This is a genomic window from Mycolicibacterium parafortuitum (genome assembly GCF_002086815.1).
Lineage (GTDB): Bacteria > Actinomycetota > Actinomycetes > Mycobacteriales > Mycobacteriaceae > Mycobacterium > Mycobacterium parafortuitum.
Genome location: NZ_MVID01000038.1, coordinates 16,226 through 28,812, shown reverse-complemented (window position 1 = coordinate 28,812; position 12,587 = coordinate 16,226). Strand labels below are relative to the sequence as shown.

13 protein-coding genes, 1 other RNA gene and 1 pseudogene are annotated in these 12,587 nt (G+C 71.3%); 8 read left to right on the top strand and 7 right to left on the bottom strand.

Annotated features, from left to right (window positions below; all coding sequences use genetic code 11):
- Window positions 1-15: 15 nt before the first annotated feature.
- Entirely contained in the window at window positions 16-1,725 is a 1,710-nt protein-coding gene (locus tag BST38_RS27060) for an amidohydrolase (protein WP_083146616.1), read from the bottom strand.
- A 62-nt stretch (window positions 1,726-1,787) separates the two neighbouring features.
- On the opposite strand from BST38_RS27060, the gene BST38_RS27055 reads away from it, so the two are divergent.
- The gene (locus BST38_RS27055) at window positions 1,788-2,741 is read left to right on the top strand and encodes a cobalamin biosynthesis protein (RefSeq protein WP_083146615.1); all 954 of its coding nucleotides are present in this window, start codon (window positions 1,788-1,790) and stop codon (window positions 2,739-2,741) included.
- Here BST38_RS27055 and BST38_RS27050 read toward each other — a convergent pair.
- The 3 genes from BST38_RS27050 to BST38_RS27040 are packed head-to-tail and all read right to left on the bottom strand — an operon-like array spanning window position 2,695 to window position 4,730.
- Window positions 2,695-3,567, bottom strand: coding sequence for an SURF1 family cytochrome oxidase biogenesis protein (locus BST38_RS27050; protein ID WP_083146614.1), 873 nt, complete (start codon window positions 3,565-3,567; stop codon window positions 2,695-2,697). The two genes, BST38_RS27055 and BST38_RS27050, sit on opposite strands and share 47 nt — an antisense overlap.
- Before the next feature lies 1 nt (window position 3,568).
- Window positions 3,569-4,060, bottom strand: coding sequence for a low molecular weight protein-tyrosine-phosphatase (locus tag BST38_RS27045; RefSeq protein WP_083146613.1), 492 nt, complete (start codon window positions 4,058-4,060; stop codon window positions 3,569-3,571).
- Window positions 4,053-4,730: an HAD-IA family hydrolase gene (locus BST38_RS27040; protein ID WP_083146612.1), complete on the bottom strand. Its 678-nt coding sequence runs from the start codon at window positions 4,728-4,730 to the stop codon at window positions 4,053-4,055. The genes BST38_RS27045 and BST38_RS27040 overlap by 8 nt, the downstream gene beginning before the upstream one ends.
- Before the next feature lie 74 nt (window positions 4,731-4,804).
- On the opposite strand from BST38_RS27040, the gene BST38_RS27035 reads away from it, so the two are divergent.
- The 3 genes from BST38_RS27035 to BST38_RS27025 are packed head-to-tail and all read left to right on the top strand — an operon-like array spanning window position 4,805 to window position 7,782.
- Window positions 4,805-5,929 (top strand): Nif3-like dinuclear metal center hexameric protein, encoded by a 1,125-nt coding sequence (locus BST38_RS27035; RefSeq protein WP_083146611.1) that lies wholly within the window; start codon window positions 4,805-4,807, stop codon window positions 5,927-5,929.
- Window position 5,930: 1 nt separating this feature from the next.
- The gene (locus tag BST38_RS27030; RefSeq protein WP_083146610.1) at window positions 5,931-6,668 is read left to right on the top strand and encodes a zinc ribbon domain-containing protein; all 738 of its coding nucleotides are present in this window, start codon (window positions 5,931-5,933) and stop codon (window positions 6,666-6,668) included.
- 10 nt (window positions 6,669-6,678) lie between these two features.
- Complete coding sequence (locus BST38_RS27025; protein ID WP_083146609.1) at window positions 6,679-7,782, top strand: bifunctional RNase H/acid phosphatase; 1,104 nt, start codon at window positions 6,679-6,681, stop codon at window positions 7,780-7,782.
- Here BST38_RS27025 and BST38_RS27020 read toward each other — a convergent pair.
- Window positions 7,773-8,360 carry a helix-turn-helix domain-containing protein gene (locus BST38_RS27020; RefSeq protein WP_083146608.1) on the bottom strand — a complete coding sequence of 196 codons (588 nt, stop codon included), beginning with the start codon at window positions 8,358-8,360 and terminating at the stop codon, window positions 7,773-7,775. The genes BST38_RS27025 and BST38_RS27020 overlap by 10 nt on opposite strands.
- Before the next feature lie 46 nt (window positions 8,361-8,406).
- Between BST38_RS27020 and BST38_RS27015 the strand changes: the two genes are divergently transcribed.
- The 3 genes and pseudogenes from BST38_RS27015 (at window position 8,407) to BST38_RS27005 (ending at window position 11,249) form a co-directional block, all read left to right on the top strand.
- The gene (locus tag BST38_RS27015) at window positions 8,407-9,315 is read left to right on the top strand and encodes an NAD(P)/FAD-dependent oxidoreductase (protein WP_083146607.1); all 909 of its coding nucleotides are present in this window, start codon (window positions 8,407-8,409) and stop codon (window positions 9,313-9,315) included.
- Complete coding sequence (locus tag BST38_RS27010) at window positions 9,312-9,932, top strand: class I SAM-dependent methyltransferase (protein ID WP_083146606.1); 621 nt, start codon at window positions 9,312-9,314, stop codon at window positions 9,930-9,932. Before BST38_RS27015 ends, BST38_RS27010 begins: the two co-directional genes overlap by 4 nt.
- 31 nt (window positions 9,933-9,963) lie before the next feature.
- Window positions 9,964-11,249: pseudogene (locus tag BST38_RS27005) on the top strand (HNH endonuclease).
- On the opposite strand, the gene BST38_RS27000 reads toward BST38_RS27005, so the two are convergent.
- Window positions 11,246-11,680: a VOC family protein gene (locus tag BST38_RS27000; RefSeq protein ID WP_083146605.1), complete on the bottom strand. Its 435-nt coding sequence runs from the start codon at window positions 11,678-11,680 to the stop codon at window positions 11,246-11,248. The pseudogene BST38_RS27005 and the gene BST38_RS27000 sit on opposite strands and share 4 nt — an antisense overlap.
- A 9-nt stretch (window positions 11,681-11,689) precedes the next feature.
- Window positions 11,690-12,133 carry a helix-turn-helix transcriptional regulator gene (locus tag BST38_RS26995; protein WP_083146604.1) on the bottom strand — a complete coding sequence of 148 codons (444 nt, stop codon included), beginning with the start codon at window positions 12,131-12,133 and terminating at the stop codon, window positions 11,690-11,692.
- Between the two features lie 53 nt (window positions 12,134-12,186).
- Here BST38_RS26995 and rnpB point away from each other — a divergent pair.
- Window positions 12,187-12,585, top strand: an RNA gene (gene rnpB / locus BST38_RS26990) — RNase P RNA component class A.
- Window positions 12,586-12,587: the final 2 nt, after the last annotated feature.

Here is a 12,587-nt window from a genome sequence, read left to right as displayed (position 1 = left end):
CGGGGTACCCAGTTTTCAGCAGCAGCCCTTGGCCGCGCCCTGCCCCAGGTGGGCGTGCTCGGTCACATCGGTGCCGCCGACGGCCGTCAGGAACTCGTCGAGGTCGATCCGGCGCCCGCCCAGCCAGGTGCCCCCGACCCGGACCCGATCGATCAACTCCGAAGGGTCGACGGTCCACGGGTCGGCGGACAGCTCCACGAAGTCGGCCAGCTTGCCCACCTCGATCGAGCCGACCAGGTGGTCGCGGCGCAGCGTGCGGGCCGCGTCGATCGTCTGCGCCCGCCACGCCTGATCCAGCGTGATGGCCTGGTCCGGCCGGTGCACCCCACCGGCGCGGGTGCGCCGGGTGACCGTGGTCGCGATGTTGACCACCGGCGTCGGCGGCGACACCGACCCGTCGTTGTGCAGCGACACGCATGCCCCGGATGCGACCGCATCGCCGAACGCGGCCCACCGCGATCCGTGCTCGTGGTCGAACATCGCGCCGTCGAGCAGATCGCCCCAGTAGTAGTACTGGAACGGCGACAGCGACACGTGCACGCCCAGGCGTGCGGCCCGGTCGAAATGGTCGCGGGTGCCTGCGCCGCAGTGCTCCAGGCGCCACCGGTGGTCGGTGCCGAGCAGGTTGTGCCGGGTCAGCGCGGCCTCGTACGCGTCGAGTGCGAGGTCCAGCGCCAGATCGCCGTTGGCGTGGAACGCCATCTGCCAACCGGCCGGTGCGGCGCAGTCCAGGATCGCGTCCAGTTGCTCGCGGCTGTAGTTCATCGAGTCGACGCCGCCCGCGGTCGCCGGGTCGATCCCGGCCGTCCTGGTGGCCTCGGTATCCAGATACGGGAACGAGATCGCGATGTTGCCGACCCACGGCGAACCGTCGGTCCACAGCTTCACGCCGGCCTTCGTCAGCCATTCCTCGCCGGCGGTGAAAGTCATGGGCTGGGAATAGGTGTCGCTGGTCGACACCTCCCACATGCTGATCCGTAGCGGACACGACGGGGCCGCCGCGAGAGCCCCATAGCCCGCCGCGAACTTCGGGTCGAAGGTCATGTCCGACGTCGAGGTGTACCCGCCGCGCGCCATCAGTGCGAAGTACAGCGCTCCGGCCACCAACGGGTTGCCGAGTTCGGCCATGATCGGGCCGGTCACCTCCGTGAGGACCGGCAGTTCGAAGCCCTGCCCGTTCAGCGTGCCGTCGGGATTGCGCCCGTAGTGCGAGGCGACGGGATCGGCGGGCGGATTGGTGTCCCAGCCGTAGCTGCGGATCAGTGCCGAGTTGAAGTACACGCCGTGGCCGGAGTTGTCGGTGACGAGCGCGACCCGATCGCCGAAGATCGCGTCGAGTTCGGCGGCGTCGGGTTTCGGGTGGCCGTGCAGCAGCGCGTCGAATCCGGCGAACAGCAACGGGGTGTCCGGGTCGCTGGTCGCCAGTGTCTCGGCGAACACGTCGAGCACTTCGGCCCACGTCGGGCAGTCCCACGGCGCGATCGAGCGCGCCGGTGCCTGCGTGGCGACGCCGCTGATCAGCGGATGGCTGTGCGGCTCAACGAAACCCGGGGCCAACGCGGCGGCCCCGGTGTCGACGATCTCGGCATCGGCGAGTACCGCCCGGCATTCGTCGACGCTGCCGACCGCGACGATCCTGCCGTCCGAGACCGCCACCGCGTCGGCGCGGGGCGCGTCCGCGTTCATGGTGATGACCGTCTTTGCTGTCAGGATCGCGTCTGCCATCGGCACAGTGTGTCACCCGAACCCCGTCGCACCCGCCGAACATGCTGTGAGACGCTGCCGGCATGTTCGCTCGCGGATTGGGCATCGCCGCCGGTATCGCCGCCGACACCGTGTTCGGGGATCCGCGCCGCGGTCATCCGGTGGCGCTGTTCGGCGGTGCGGCAGCGGCTTTGGAGCGCCGCAGCTACGCCGACACGCGCGGCGCGGGTCTGCGCCACACCGTCGCGCTGCTGGTTGCGGTCGGCGCGGCGGGTGCCGTCGCACAGCGGATGGGGCGGCGCCGCGGCGCGGTGGGTGAGGCCGCGGTCGTCGCGGCGGCGACGTTCGTCGCGGCGGGCGGGACCACGCTGTGCCGCACCGGGGAGCAGATGGTGGCGTTGCTGCGGGCCGACGACGTCGACGGCGCGCGCCGGTTGCTGCCGTCGCTGTGCGGGCGGGATCCGTCGGTGCTCGACGCGTCCGGCCTGACGCGCGCGGCGCTGGAGTCGATCGCCGAGAACACCTCCGACGCGCAGATCGGGCCGCTGGTGTGGGCCGCGGTCGGCGGGACGCCCGGGGTGCTGGTGTACCGCGGCGCCAACACGCTCGACGCGATGATCGGCAGCAAGTCTGCCCGCTACGCCCGGTTCGGTTGGGCCGCAGCACGCTTCGACGACCTGCTGAACCTGGTCCCGGCCCGGCTGACCGGGCTGCTGGTGGTGGCCTGCGCGCCGGTCGTCGGCGGCTCGCCCGCCGGCGCGTGGCGGGCGTGGCGACGGGACGCGGCCGCCCATCCCAGCCCGAACGCGGGGGTCGTGGAGGCGTCGTTCGCCGGGGCGCTCGGGGTGCGCCTTGGCGGGCCCACCCGGTACGCACACCAGCTGGAGATCCGGCCCACCCTGGGCGACGGGCGGGTGCCCGAGGTCGACGACCTCGCCCGCGGGGTCCGGCTGTCGCGGGTGGTGCAGTTCGCCGCGGCCCTGCTCGCGGTCAGCTGCGCTTGCCGTACCGGTCGGCGAGTTTCTGCTCGGTGGTGAGCGGCGCCGGTGCGTCGCCGGCGTTCTCGCCGGACTCCGTGGCGGCGTTCTTGGCCGAGTTCTTGGCGGCGGCCTCGGCCAGCGCCTTCTCCCGGCGCCGTACCTTGATCTCGGACCACACGAAGTAGCCGACGCCGATCGGCGCGATGATCCCGAACGCGATCCACTGGATTCCGTAGGACAGGAACGGCCCCGGGTCGAGGTGCGGCAGCGGGATCGTGCCCAATCCACCCGGTTGGCCGTCGACCAGTTGCAGGTAGGAACCGGCCAGCGGGACGCCGGTCAGCGTCGAGATCTGCTCGATGTTGATCGAGTAGACCTGCCGGATCCCGTCGGCCTCGAACGGCTCCTTGCCGCGCGCCAGCCCCTCGGAGTCCCGCAACCGCGCGGTGATCGTCACCGTCCCGCTCGGCGGAGCGTCGATCGGGGGCACCCCGGAGCCCTCGACGGGGCGCACATAGCCGCGGTCCACCAGCACCGTCGGGCCGCCGTCGACGGCGAACGGCACCAGCACCTCGAACGCGGGATCGCCCTCGACCGAGCGCAGCCGGGCCAGCACCTGCGCCTCGGGCAGGTAGCGACCGGTCGCCGTCACCCGCTGCCACTGCTCGTCCGGTGCGGCCGAATCCTGGTGCGGCAGCACCGACGTCACCGGCATCGGATCGGCGTTCAGCGAGCGGGAGATCTGGGCGTTCTCGCGGTTGGTCTTGGTGTTCTTGCCGAGCTGCCACGGCGCGAGCACCGTGAAACACAGGTAGGCGAACGCGAGCACCACGACCAACAGCGCGAGCCACTGCGGCCGCAACAGGAACGCCCACCGACGCATGTCAGCCGGCCTGTTCCCGGCCGGCCAGCTGCTCGTCGACCCAGCGGTGCAGGCCGGGCAACGCGGCGTCGATGACCGTGTACGTGGTCTCGAAGTCGTCCTGGGTGCCGTAGTAGGGATCCTCCACGTCCTGGACGTGGGCGCCGGAGCGCGGGTCGAAGGCGCGCAGCATCCGCAGCCGGTCGGCGGGCACGCCCATGTGCTGGAGCATGCGCAGGTGGTTGCGGCCCAGCGCGACCAGCAGGTCGGCGGCGAGGTGATCGTCGGTCAGCTGTGCGGCGCGGTGCGCGGTCGGGTAGCCGTGGGCCCGCAGCGTCTGCGTCGCGCGGCGGTCGGCGGGTTCGCCCTCGTGCCAGTGCCCGGTGCCGGCGCTGGTGACGCGCACGATGCCGGCCAGGCCACGCCCGTCGATCTGGTGGGCGAACATCTTCTCCGCCATCGGGCTGCGGCAGATGTTGCCGGAGCATACGAAGCTGACGTGCAGGTCAGACACCGAGCACCTCGCGCAGTTCGGCGACGACGGCGACGTGGGCGATTGCACCGCCGTCCCCGTCGGCGAAGTCGTGCCGTCCGTATCCCCAGCCCACCACGATGGTGCCGATGCCGTGGACCGCGGCGCCCTCGACGTCGTGCGAGCGGTCACCGATCATCACCACGTTGTCCGGGACCGGCGTCAACTGGCCGAGCGCATGGGCGACCACGTCGGACTTCGCCGCACGGGTGCCGTCGGTGCTGGCCCCGGCGATGACCTCGAAGAAACCGTCCAGGCCGAAATGCGCCAGGATCCGCTGCGCGGTCGGCTCGGCCTTCGACGTCGCCACCGCGAGCCGTACGCCCGCGTCCCGCAGATCGGCCAGCAACTCGGGGATGCCGTCGAACGGCCGGTTCATCGACCAGCCGCGGGTGGTGTAATCGGCGCGGTAGGCCGCCATCGCGTCGGCGGCGGCGTCGCCCAGACCCATCCGCTGGAAGGTCACGTGCATCGGCGGACCGACGATCTGGCCTGCCAGGTCACCGTCGGGAACGGGCGCGCCGACGGTCTGCAGTGCGTGCCGGAAGCTGGTCACGATGCCCTCGGCGGAGTCGGTCAGGGTGCCGTCGAGATCGAAGAGAACCAGATCGCCGCGTCCGACGGGGGCGACGCGGCGAGTGCCGTCCAGCATGTCTGTCACCCGACCATTGTCCCGCAGCCGGGTGGCTGCCCCGGCCGCAGGCCCGAGCGCACTACTGTCGTGCTGTGGCAAGTGTCCGTCTAATCGACCTCATCGACGTACTCGAAGCTGCCTATCCGCCCGCGCTGGCGCAGGGCTGGGACTCCGTCGGCCTGGTCTGCGGGGATCCGTCCGAACCGGTCGAATCGGTGACCGTGGCGGTGGACGCGACCGCCGAGGTGGTCGCCCAGGTTCCCGAGCGCGGCCTGCTGCTCGCGCACCACCCGCTGCTTCTGCGTGGTGTCGACACCGTGTCGGCGGGGACCGCCAAGGGGGCGTTGATCCACTCGCTGATCCGGTCCGGCCGGTCGTTGTTCACCGCGCACACCAACGCCGACAGCGCCTCGCCGGGGGTGTCGGACGCGCTCGCCGACGCGCTCGGGCTCGAGGTCTGCGAGGTGCTCTCGCCGGTGGCGGCCGGCCCGCCGCTGGACAAGTGGGTGGTGTACGTGCCCGCCGAGAACGCCGAGGCGGTGCGGTCGGCGATGTTCGCCGCCGGCGCCGGACACATCGGCGACTATTCGCAGTGCAGCTGGAGCGTGCCCGGCACGGGGCAGTTCCTGCCCGGCGAGGGCGCGTCACCGGCGATCGGCGCCGTCGGCACCGTCGAGCACGTCGCCGAGGACCGGGTGGAGATGGTCGCGCCGGTCGCGCGCCGCTCCGCGGTGGCCGCCGGGCTGCGGTCGGCCCACCCGTACGAGGAACCGGCGTTCGACCTGATCGCGCTGCAGTCGCCGCCCGGTGACGTCGGACTCGGCCGGATCGCCACATTGCCCGAACCGGAACCGCTGGCGGCGTTCGTGTCCCGGGTGCGCGCCGCACTGCCCGCGACGTCCTGGGGGGTCCGCGCGGCCGGCGACCCGGCGACGACGGTGTCTCGGGTCGCGGTGTGCGGCGGCGCGGGCGATTCGCTGCTCGCCGAGGTCAGCGCGTCCGGCGCGCAGGCCTACGTGACCGCCGACCTGCGCCACCACCCCGCCGACGAGCACCGGCGCGTGTCGGACGTCGCGCTCGTCGACGTCGCGCACTGGGCCAGTGAGTTCCCGTGGTGCAATCAAGCCGCGGCGTTGTTGCGCGAGCACTTCGGGCCGTCGCTGCCGGTCACCGTGTCCGATGTGCGCACCGATCCATGGAATGTCGAGGGATGCTGACGTGAAAGCCGATGTGGCTCAACAGAAACTGCTGCTTGAGCTCGCCGAGGTCGATGCCGAGATCACCCGGGCCGAGCACCGCACCAAGAATCTGCCCGAGCAGAAGGCCGTCGACGAGGCACAGGCCGCCCACCGCGAGGTCGGCGACCGACTCGCCGCGATCCGGCTGGCGCTCGACGACATCGACGCCCAGGTCGCCAAGCTCGAAACCGAGATCGACGGGGTGCGGCAGCGCGAGGACCGCGACCGCGCGCTGCTCGACGGCGGCACCGTCGACGCCAAACAGCTCACCGATCTGCAGCACGAGCTGGAGACGCTGCAACGCAGGCAGGCCAGCCTGGAGGACTCGCAGCTGGAGCTGATGGAGAAGCGCGAGGAGCTCGCCGCACAGGAGGCCGAACAGGTCGCGGCGAGCGAGCAGTCGCAGGCCGCGCTGACCGATGCGCAGCGGGCGGCCGACGACGCGCGGGCCGAGCTGTCCCAGACCAAGGAGCGCGCGGTGTCCCGGCGCGCGGAGGTGGTCGCGGCCCTCGACGACGAACTGGCAACGCTCTACGAACGGCAGCGGACCAGGTCCGGCGTCGGAGCCGCACCGCTGCAGGGCCGTCGGTGCGGGGCGTGCCGGATCGAGATCGACAGGGGCGAATCGGCGCGGATCGCGGCCGCCGCCGAGGACGACATCGTGCGCTGCCCGGAATGCTCGGCGATCCTGTTGCGGTTCAAGGGCGCCAACGCGTGAAGGCCCACGCGTGAGGGTCATCGTCGAAGCCGACGGCGGGGCGCGCGGCAACCCCGGACCGGCCGGGTACGGCGCCGTCGTATGGAGCGCCGACCACGAATCGGTGCTCGCGGAAGGCAAGGCGGCGATCGGCACCGCGACCAACAACGTCGCCGAGTACCGCGGGCTGATCGCCGGGCTCGAGGCCGCCGCCGAGACCGGTGCCACCGACGTCGAGGTCCGGATGGACTCCAAGCTGGTGGTCGAGCAGATGTCGGGGCGCTGGCGGGTCAAACATCCCGATCTGGCTGTGCTGCATCGTCAGGCCGGTGAGCTGGCGCGCCGCTTCGACTACATCGACTACACCTGGATCCCGCGGGACAAGAACAGCTACGCCGACCGGCTCGCCAACGAGGCGATGGACGCCGCGGCGGGGGAGTCCGCCACTCCCGCCGCCACTCCCGCCGCCACACCTGCCTCGACGGAGGTCGTCACGAACCCGGCCGGATGGACCGGCGCCACGGGCGCGCCGACCCGGCTGCTGCTGCTGCGGCACGGCCAGACCGCGCTGTCGGTGGAACGGCGCTATTCGGGCCGAGGCAATCCCGAACTGACGCCGCTGGGCGTCCAGCAGGCCGATGCGGCCGCACGGTATCTCGGCGAGCGCGGCGGGATCGGTGCGGTGATCGCGTCGCCGCTGCAGCGGGCCTTCGACACCGCGGCCGCCGCGGCGAAGGCGCTGGGCCTCGACGTCACCGTCGACGACGACCTGATCGAGACCGACTTCGGCGGGTGGGAGGGGCTGACGTTCGGGGAGGCCTCCGACCGTGACCCGGAGCTGCACCGTCGCTGGCTTCGGGACACCTCCGTGCCGCCGCCGGGTGGCGAGAGCTTCGACGCGGTCGCGACGCGGGTGCACCGCGCGCAGCGCCGGATCGTCGACGAGCATGCAGGGCAGACCGTGCTGGTGGTCTCGCACGTGACCCCGATCAAGACCCTGCTGCGGCTGGCCCTCGATGCCGGCCCGGCCATCCTGTACCGCCTGCACCTGGATCTCGCGTCGCTGTCGATCGCGGAGTTCTACCCCGACGGTGCGGCGTCGGTGCGGCTGGTCAACCAGACCGCCTACCTCTGATCGGTGTGCAGGTGCACGCGTTCGCCGTGCAACCCGAACAGCGCGATGGCCTCGACGGCACCGTCGACCGCGCCGAACCAGTGCGGCGTCCACGTCGAGAACTCGACGGCCTCACCGGGTTTGATGGTGAAGTCGCGGTCACCCAGGATCAGCCGTAACCGTCCGGACAGCACGTACATCCAGTCGTGCCCCTCGTGCACCGGTAGCTCGGCCGGTGGGGTGCGCCGGCGCGCGCTGATCCGGATCTTGTGGGCGTGCAGCCCGCCGGCCGGGCCCTGTCCGGTCAACGGCCAGAACGTGATCTGGTTGTGGGTGTGGGACCGGTTGCGGATCCGCGGGTCCTCGACCTCCGGGGTGCGCAGCAGTTCATCGGTGGTGACCGACAGCGCCGCGGCCAACCGGGGCAGATGGTCGAGCGCTAGGCGGCGCTTGCCGGACTCCAGCCGGCTCAGCGTGGACACGTCGATGTTGGAGCGGGTCGCCACGTCCTCCAACGTCATTCCGCGCTGCAGGCGCAGATCCCGCAGCCTTCTGCGGACCCGCGTGTCGACGCTGTCGTCGGTGTCGTTTGCCTCCATGGCAAAACAGCTTGGCATCGGGCGGGGGCGGGGGCAAGGTGGCGGTATGAGCGAGATCTGGGAGTGCGTGGTCATCGGCGGCGGGGCCGCAGGACTGAGCGCGGCGCTGGTGCTGGGCCGGGCCCGCCGTCGCACCCTCGTCGTCGATGCGGGACAGCAGAGCAACCTGGCCGCCCACGGGATCGGCGGTCTGCTCGGATTCGACGGGGTGCCGCCCGCCGAGTTGTATGCGCGGGGCCGCCGGGAGTTGACGCGCTATCCGGCCGTGCGCGTGCACGACGGCGAGGTGGTGTCGGCCGCGCCGTCCGAGGACGGCTTCACCGTCGGGTTGGCGGGCGGGCAGACGGTACGCACGAGGCGGATCCTGCTCGCGATGGGGATGCGCTACGAGTACCCGCAGGTGCCGGGTATCGCTGAGCTGTGGGGGAATTCGGTGTTCCACTGCCCGTTCTGTCACGGCTGGGAAGTGCGGGACAGACCACTGGCGGTGCTGGCCGCGGGGGAGCGCGGCGTGCACATGGCCACGCTGCTGCGGCGGTGGAGCGACGATGTCGTCCTGCTGGCCGCCGATCTGACCGACGATCAGCGGATGCGTCTCGCCGGCGCCGCGGTGGATGTCGACGAGCGTCCGGTCGCCGAATTACGGTCGGCTGACCGGGAATTGACCTCCGTGGTGTTCGAGGACGGGACCGACATCGCGCGCGGCGGCCTGCTGGTCGCGACGACACTGCACCAAAGAGCTTCGCTGGCAACCGAGTTGGGCGTCGGATTCGCCCCGCCGAACCCGGTCACGGCGGAATCGATCGCGATCGACGCGATGTATCAGACCACCGTGCCCGGGGTGTTCGCCGCGGGGGATGTCAGTGCCCAGATGCCGCAGGTGGCTGCGGCGATCGCGGCCGGTTCGGGCGCGGCCGCTTCGGTGGTGGCAAGTATCTCAGAGGAGGAGAAATGACCGACGTCAAACAACATTGGGAAGAGCGGTACGGCCAGCGTGACCGGATCTGGAGCGGACACGTCAACCGGTGGCTCGCCGAGATCGTCGCGCCGCTGGCACCGGGCCGGGCGCTGGACCTCGGATGCGGGGAAGGCGGGGACTCGCTGTGGCTGGCCGAACACGGCTGGGACGTGGTCGGTGTCGACATCTCCGACACCGCACTGGGTCGCGCCGCCGAGGAGGCGGCCAAGCGCGGGCTCACCGCGAAGGTGCGGTTCGTGCAGACGAATCTGTCGGAGTCGTTCCCCGACGGCGTCTTCGACCTGGTGTCCGCGCAGTTCCTGCAGTCGATGGTGCACCTGGACCGCGAGCGGATCTTCGCCGCGGCCACGCGGGCGGTGGCCGTGGGCGGGGTGCTCATCGTCGTCGACCACGGCGCCGCGCCGCCGTGGGCTCCGCCGGAGGTTCACGAGCACCGGTTCGCGACGCTCGACGAGGTGCTGGCGTCGATCGACCTCGGCGACGGCACGTGGGAGCGGTTGCGGGCCGAGGTGGTCGAGCGCGACGCGGTCGGCCCCGACGGGCAGGCCGGGGTGCTGTCGGACAACCTGATCGTGCTGCGGCGCGTGGCGTGAGTTGTCGGTGCGGCGCGCTAGCGTCGGAGCCATGTTCGAAAGTTTGTTCGATGTGGATGAGGCGGCGTCGCAGGCCGAGCTGCGCGCCGTCGTCGAGGACTGTGAGCGGCTGAAGTCGGCCGCTGCGGCGGCGCAGGCACGCGCAACCGCGTTGTGGGCGGCCAAACGCAGGTTGGCCGAGCTCGCCGCGGGTGTGCCGGCGGCACGGCGGGGCAAGGGGTTGACCTCCGAGGTGGCGCTGGCCCGCCGCGATGCCCCGGTGAAAGGCAATCAGCACCTGGGCTTCGCGAACGCGTTGGTGCACGAGATGCCGTACACGCTGGCAGCTTTGGAATGCGGCGCGTTGTCGGAGTGGCGCGCCACGCTGATCGTGCAGGAGTCGGCGTGTCTGAGCGTGGCGCATCGGCGGCAGCTGGACGAGGAGCTGTGCGCCGACCGTCCCGGTTCGAGGGCTGGGGCAGCAGGCGGGTCAGGGCCGAGGCCAGGAACATCGCGGCCCGGCTGGATGCGGCGGCCGTCGTGGACAGGGCCGAGAAGGCGGCCGCGCAGCCGCGGGTGAGTTGCCGGCCCGCGCCCAACGGGATGGTGTATTTCACGGCACTGCTGCCGCTCGCGCAGGGCGTCGGGATGTACGCGGCGCTGAAGCGGCACGCGGACACCACATTCGACGAGAGGTCCCGCGACAGGGTGATGGCCGATACCGCTTTCGAGCGGATCACCGGCCGCGCCGCCGCCACGCCGCTGCCGGTCGAACTGAACCTGGTGATGGCCGACACCACCCTGGCCGGCGACGACGACGCACCCGGCTGGCTCGACGGCTACGGGCCCGTGCCCGCGGGGTTCTGCCGGGGTCTGACCGGTGACGCGGTCGCGGACGCCGAGCCCAAGGCGACGTTGCGTCGGCTGTACCGCCACCCGAGAAGCGGCCAGCTGGTCGCGATGGAATCCCGGGCGCGGATCTTCCCGAAAGGACTGGCGACGCTGCTGAACCGGCGCGACCGGACCTGCCGGACCCCGTACTGCGACGCCCCGATCCGCCATCACGACCACGCTACGCCCGACCGCGACGGCGGAAAGACGAGCGCGGCCAACGGACTCGGCGCCTGCGAGGCGTGCAACTACGCCAAGGAGGCGCCAGGGTGGCGGGTCACCACCTGCGAACGCGACGGTGCGCACACCGCGCAGTACGTGACCCCGACCGGGGCCACGCACTACTCGATCGCGCCTGCGCTGCCCGGCCCGCCCGTCTACCGACGGGTGAGCCGGATGGAGGGCCGGTTCAGCGTCGACCTGATCACGTTCGACGCGGCCGCCTAACCGATCACCGGCACCTCGGCGAGCTGGGTGAGCCGGACGCTGTTGCCGGACGGGTCGCGGAAGCCGCAGTCGATTCCGTACGGCATGTCGTGCGGTTCCTCGGTGAACTCGACGCCGCGCGCCTTGAGCTCGCGATAGCTGGCGTGGCAGTCCTCGGTAGTCAGAAAGATGGTGCCCGCGAAGCCTTTTGCGGTCAGGTCGAGCACCTGCTTTTTGGTGGGCTCGTCCATCACCGGTTCACCCGGCACCGCCATCAACACGATCGACACGTCGTCCTGGCCGGGCGGACCGACGGTGAGCCAGCGGAAGATGCCGTCCACGTCCGGCAGCGAGACGTCCTGGCGCACTTCCATACCGACCTTCTCGGTCCAGAACTTCAGCGCGGTTTCCTGGTCGTGCACCCACAGGTGTGCACTGGCGATTTTGATCATGATCTGAAGCTACGGAGCAGACGGGGCGTCCGTCTTCTCCCCGTGTGCTGTCTTGACCGCCTTCGGCCGGGTGTCGCGGCGCAGGATGCAGCTCGGGATCCGCGCGTGGACCGCCGCGGGCGGCATCGAGGCCCGGTAGGCGGCGGGCGGCAGTCCGTAGGCGCGCGCGAAGCTGGTGGTGAACGAGCCGACGCTCTGCAAGCCGACCATCACACAGATGTCGGCGACCGAACGGTCGGTGTGGCGCAGCAGTGCGGCGGCCCGTTCCAGGCGGCGCGTCTGTAGGTAGGCCCGCGGCGACTCTCCGAACGTCCGGGTGAACATCCGGCTGAAGTGGGCCCGCGACAGGCCCGCGGCGGCCGCGAGGTCGTCGACGGTGATCGGCTCGGCATAGCGCGCGTCGACCAGATCCTTGGCCCGCATCAGGTAGCGGGCGGGTGGCGCCTGCGTCACAGACCCCAGTATTACCGGAAACGCCGCGCCAGCGATTACCTTGTTAGGGCGGATGAGCTGGCTGGGCGGCCGCGGCCCCCGATGGGGGTCGAGGAAAGTCCGGACTTCACAGAGCAGGGTGATTGCTAACGGCAATCCGAGGTGACTCGCGGGAAAGTGCCACAGAAAACAGACCGCCGCCTCCGGGAGACCGGGGGCGGTAAGGGTGAAAAGGTGCGGTAAGAGCGCACCAGCATCCCGGGTGACCGGGGTGGCTCGGTAAACCCCACCCGAAGCAAGGCCAAGAAGGCCGCAACCTGGTTGCGGCCGCGCAGGCGCTCGAGGGTTGCTCGCCCGAGCCTGCGGGTAGGCCGCTCGAGGTACCCGGCGACGGGCTACCCAGATGGATGGTCGCCGCCCTGCAGCCAGATGGCCGCGGGGAACAGAATCCGGCTTACAGGCCGGCTCATCCGCC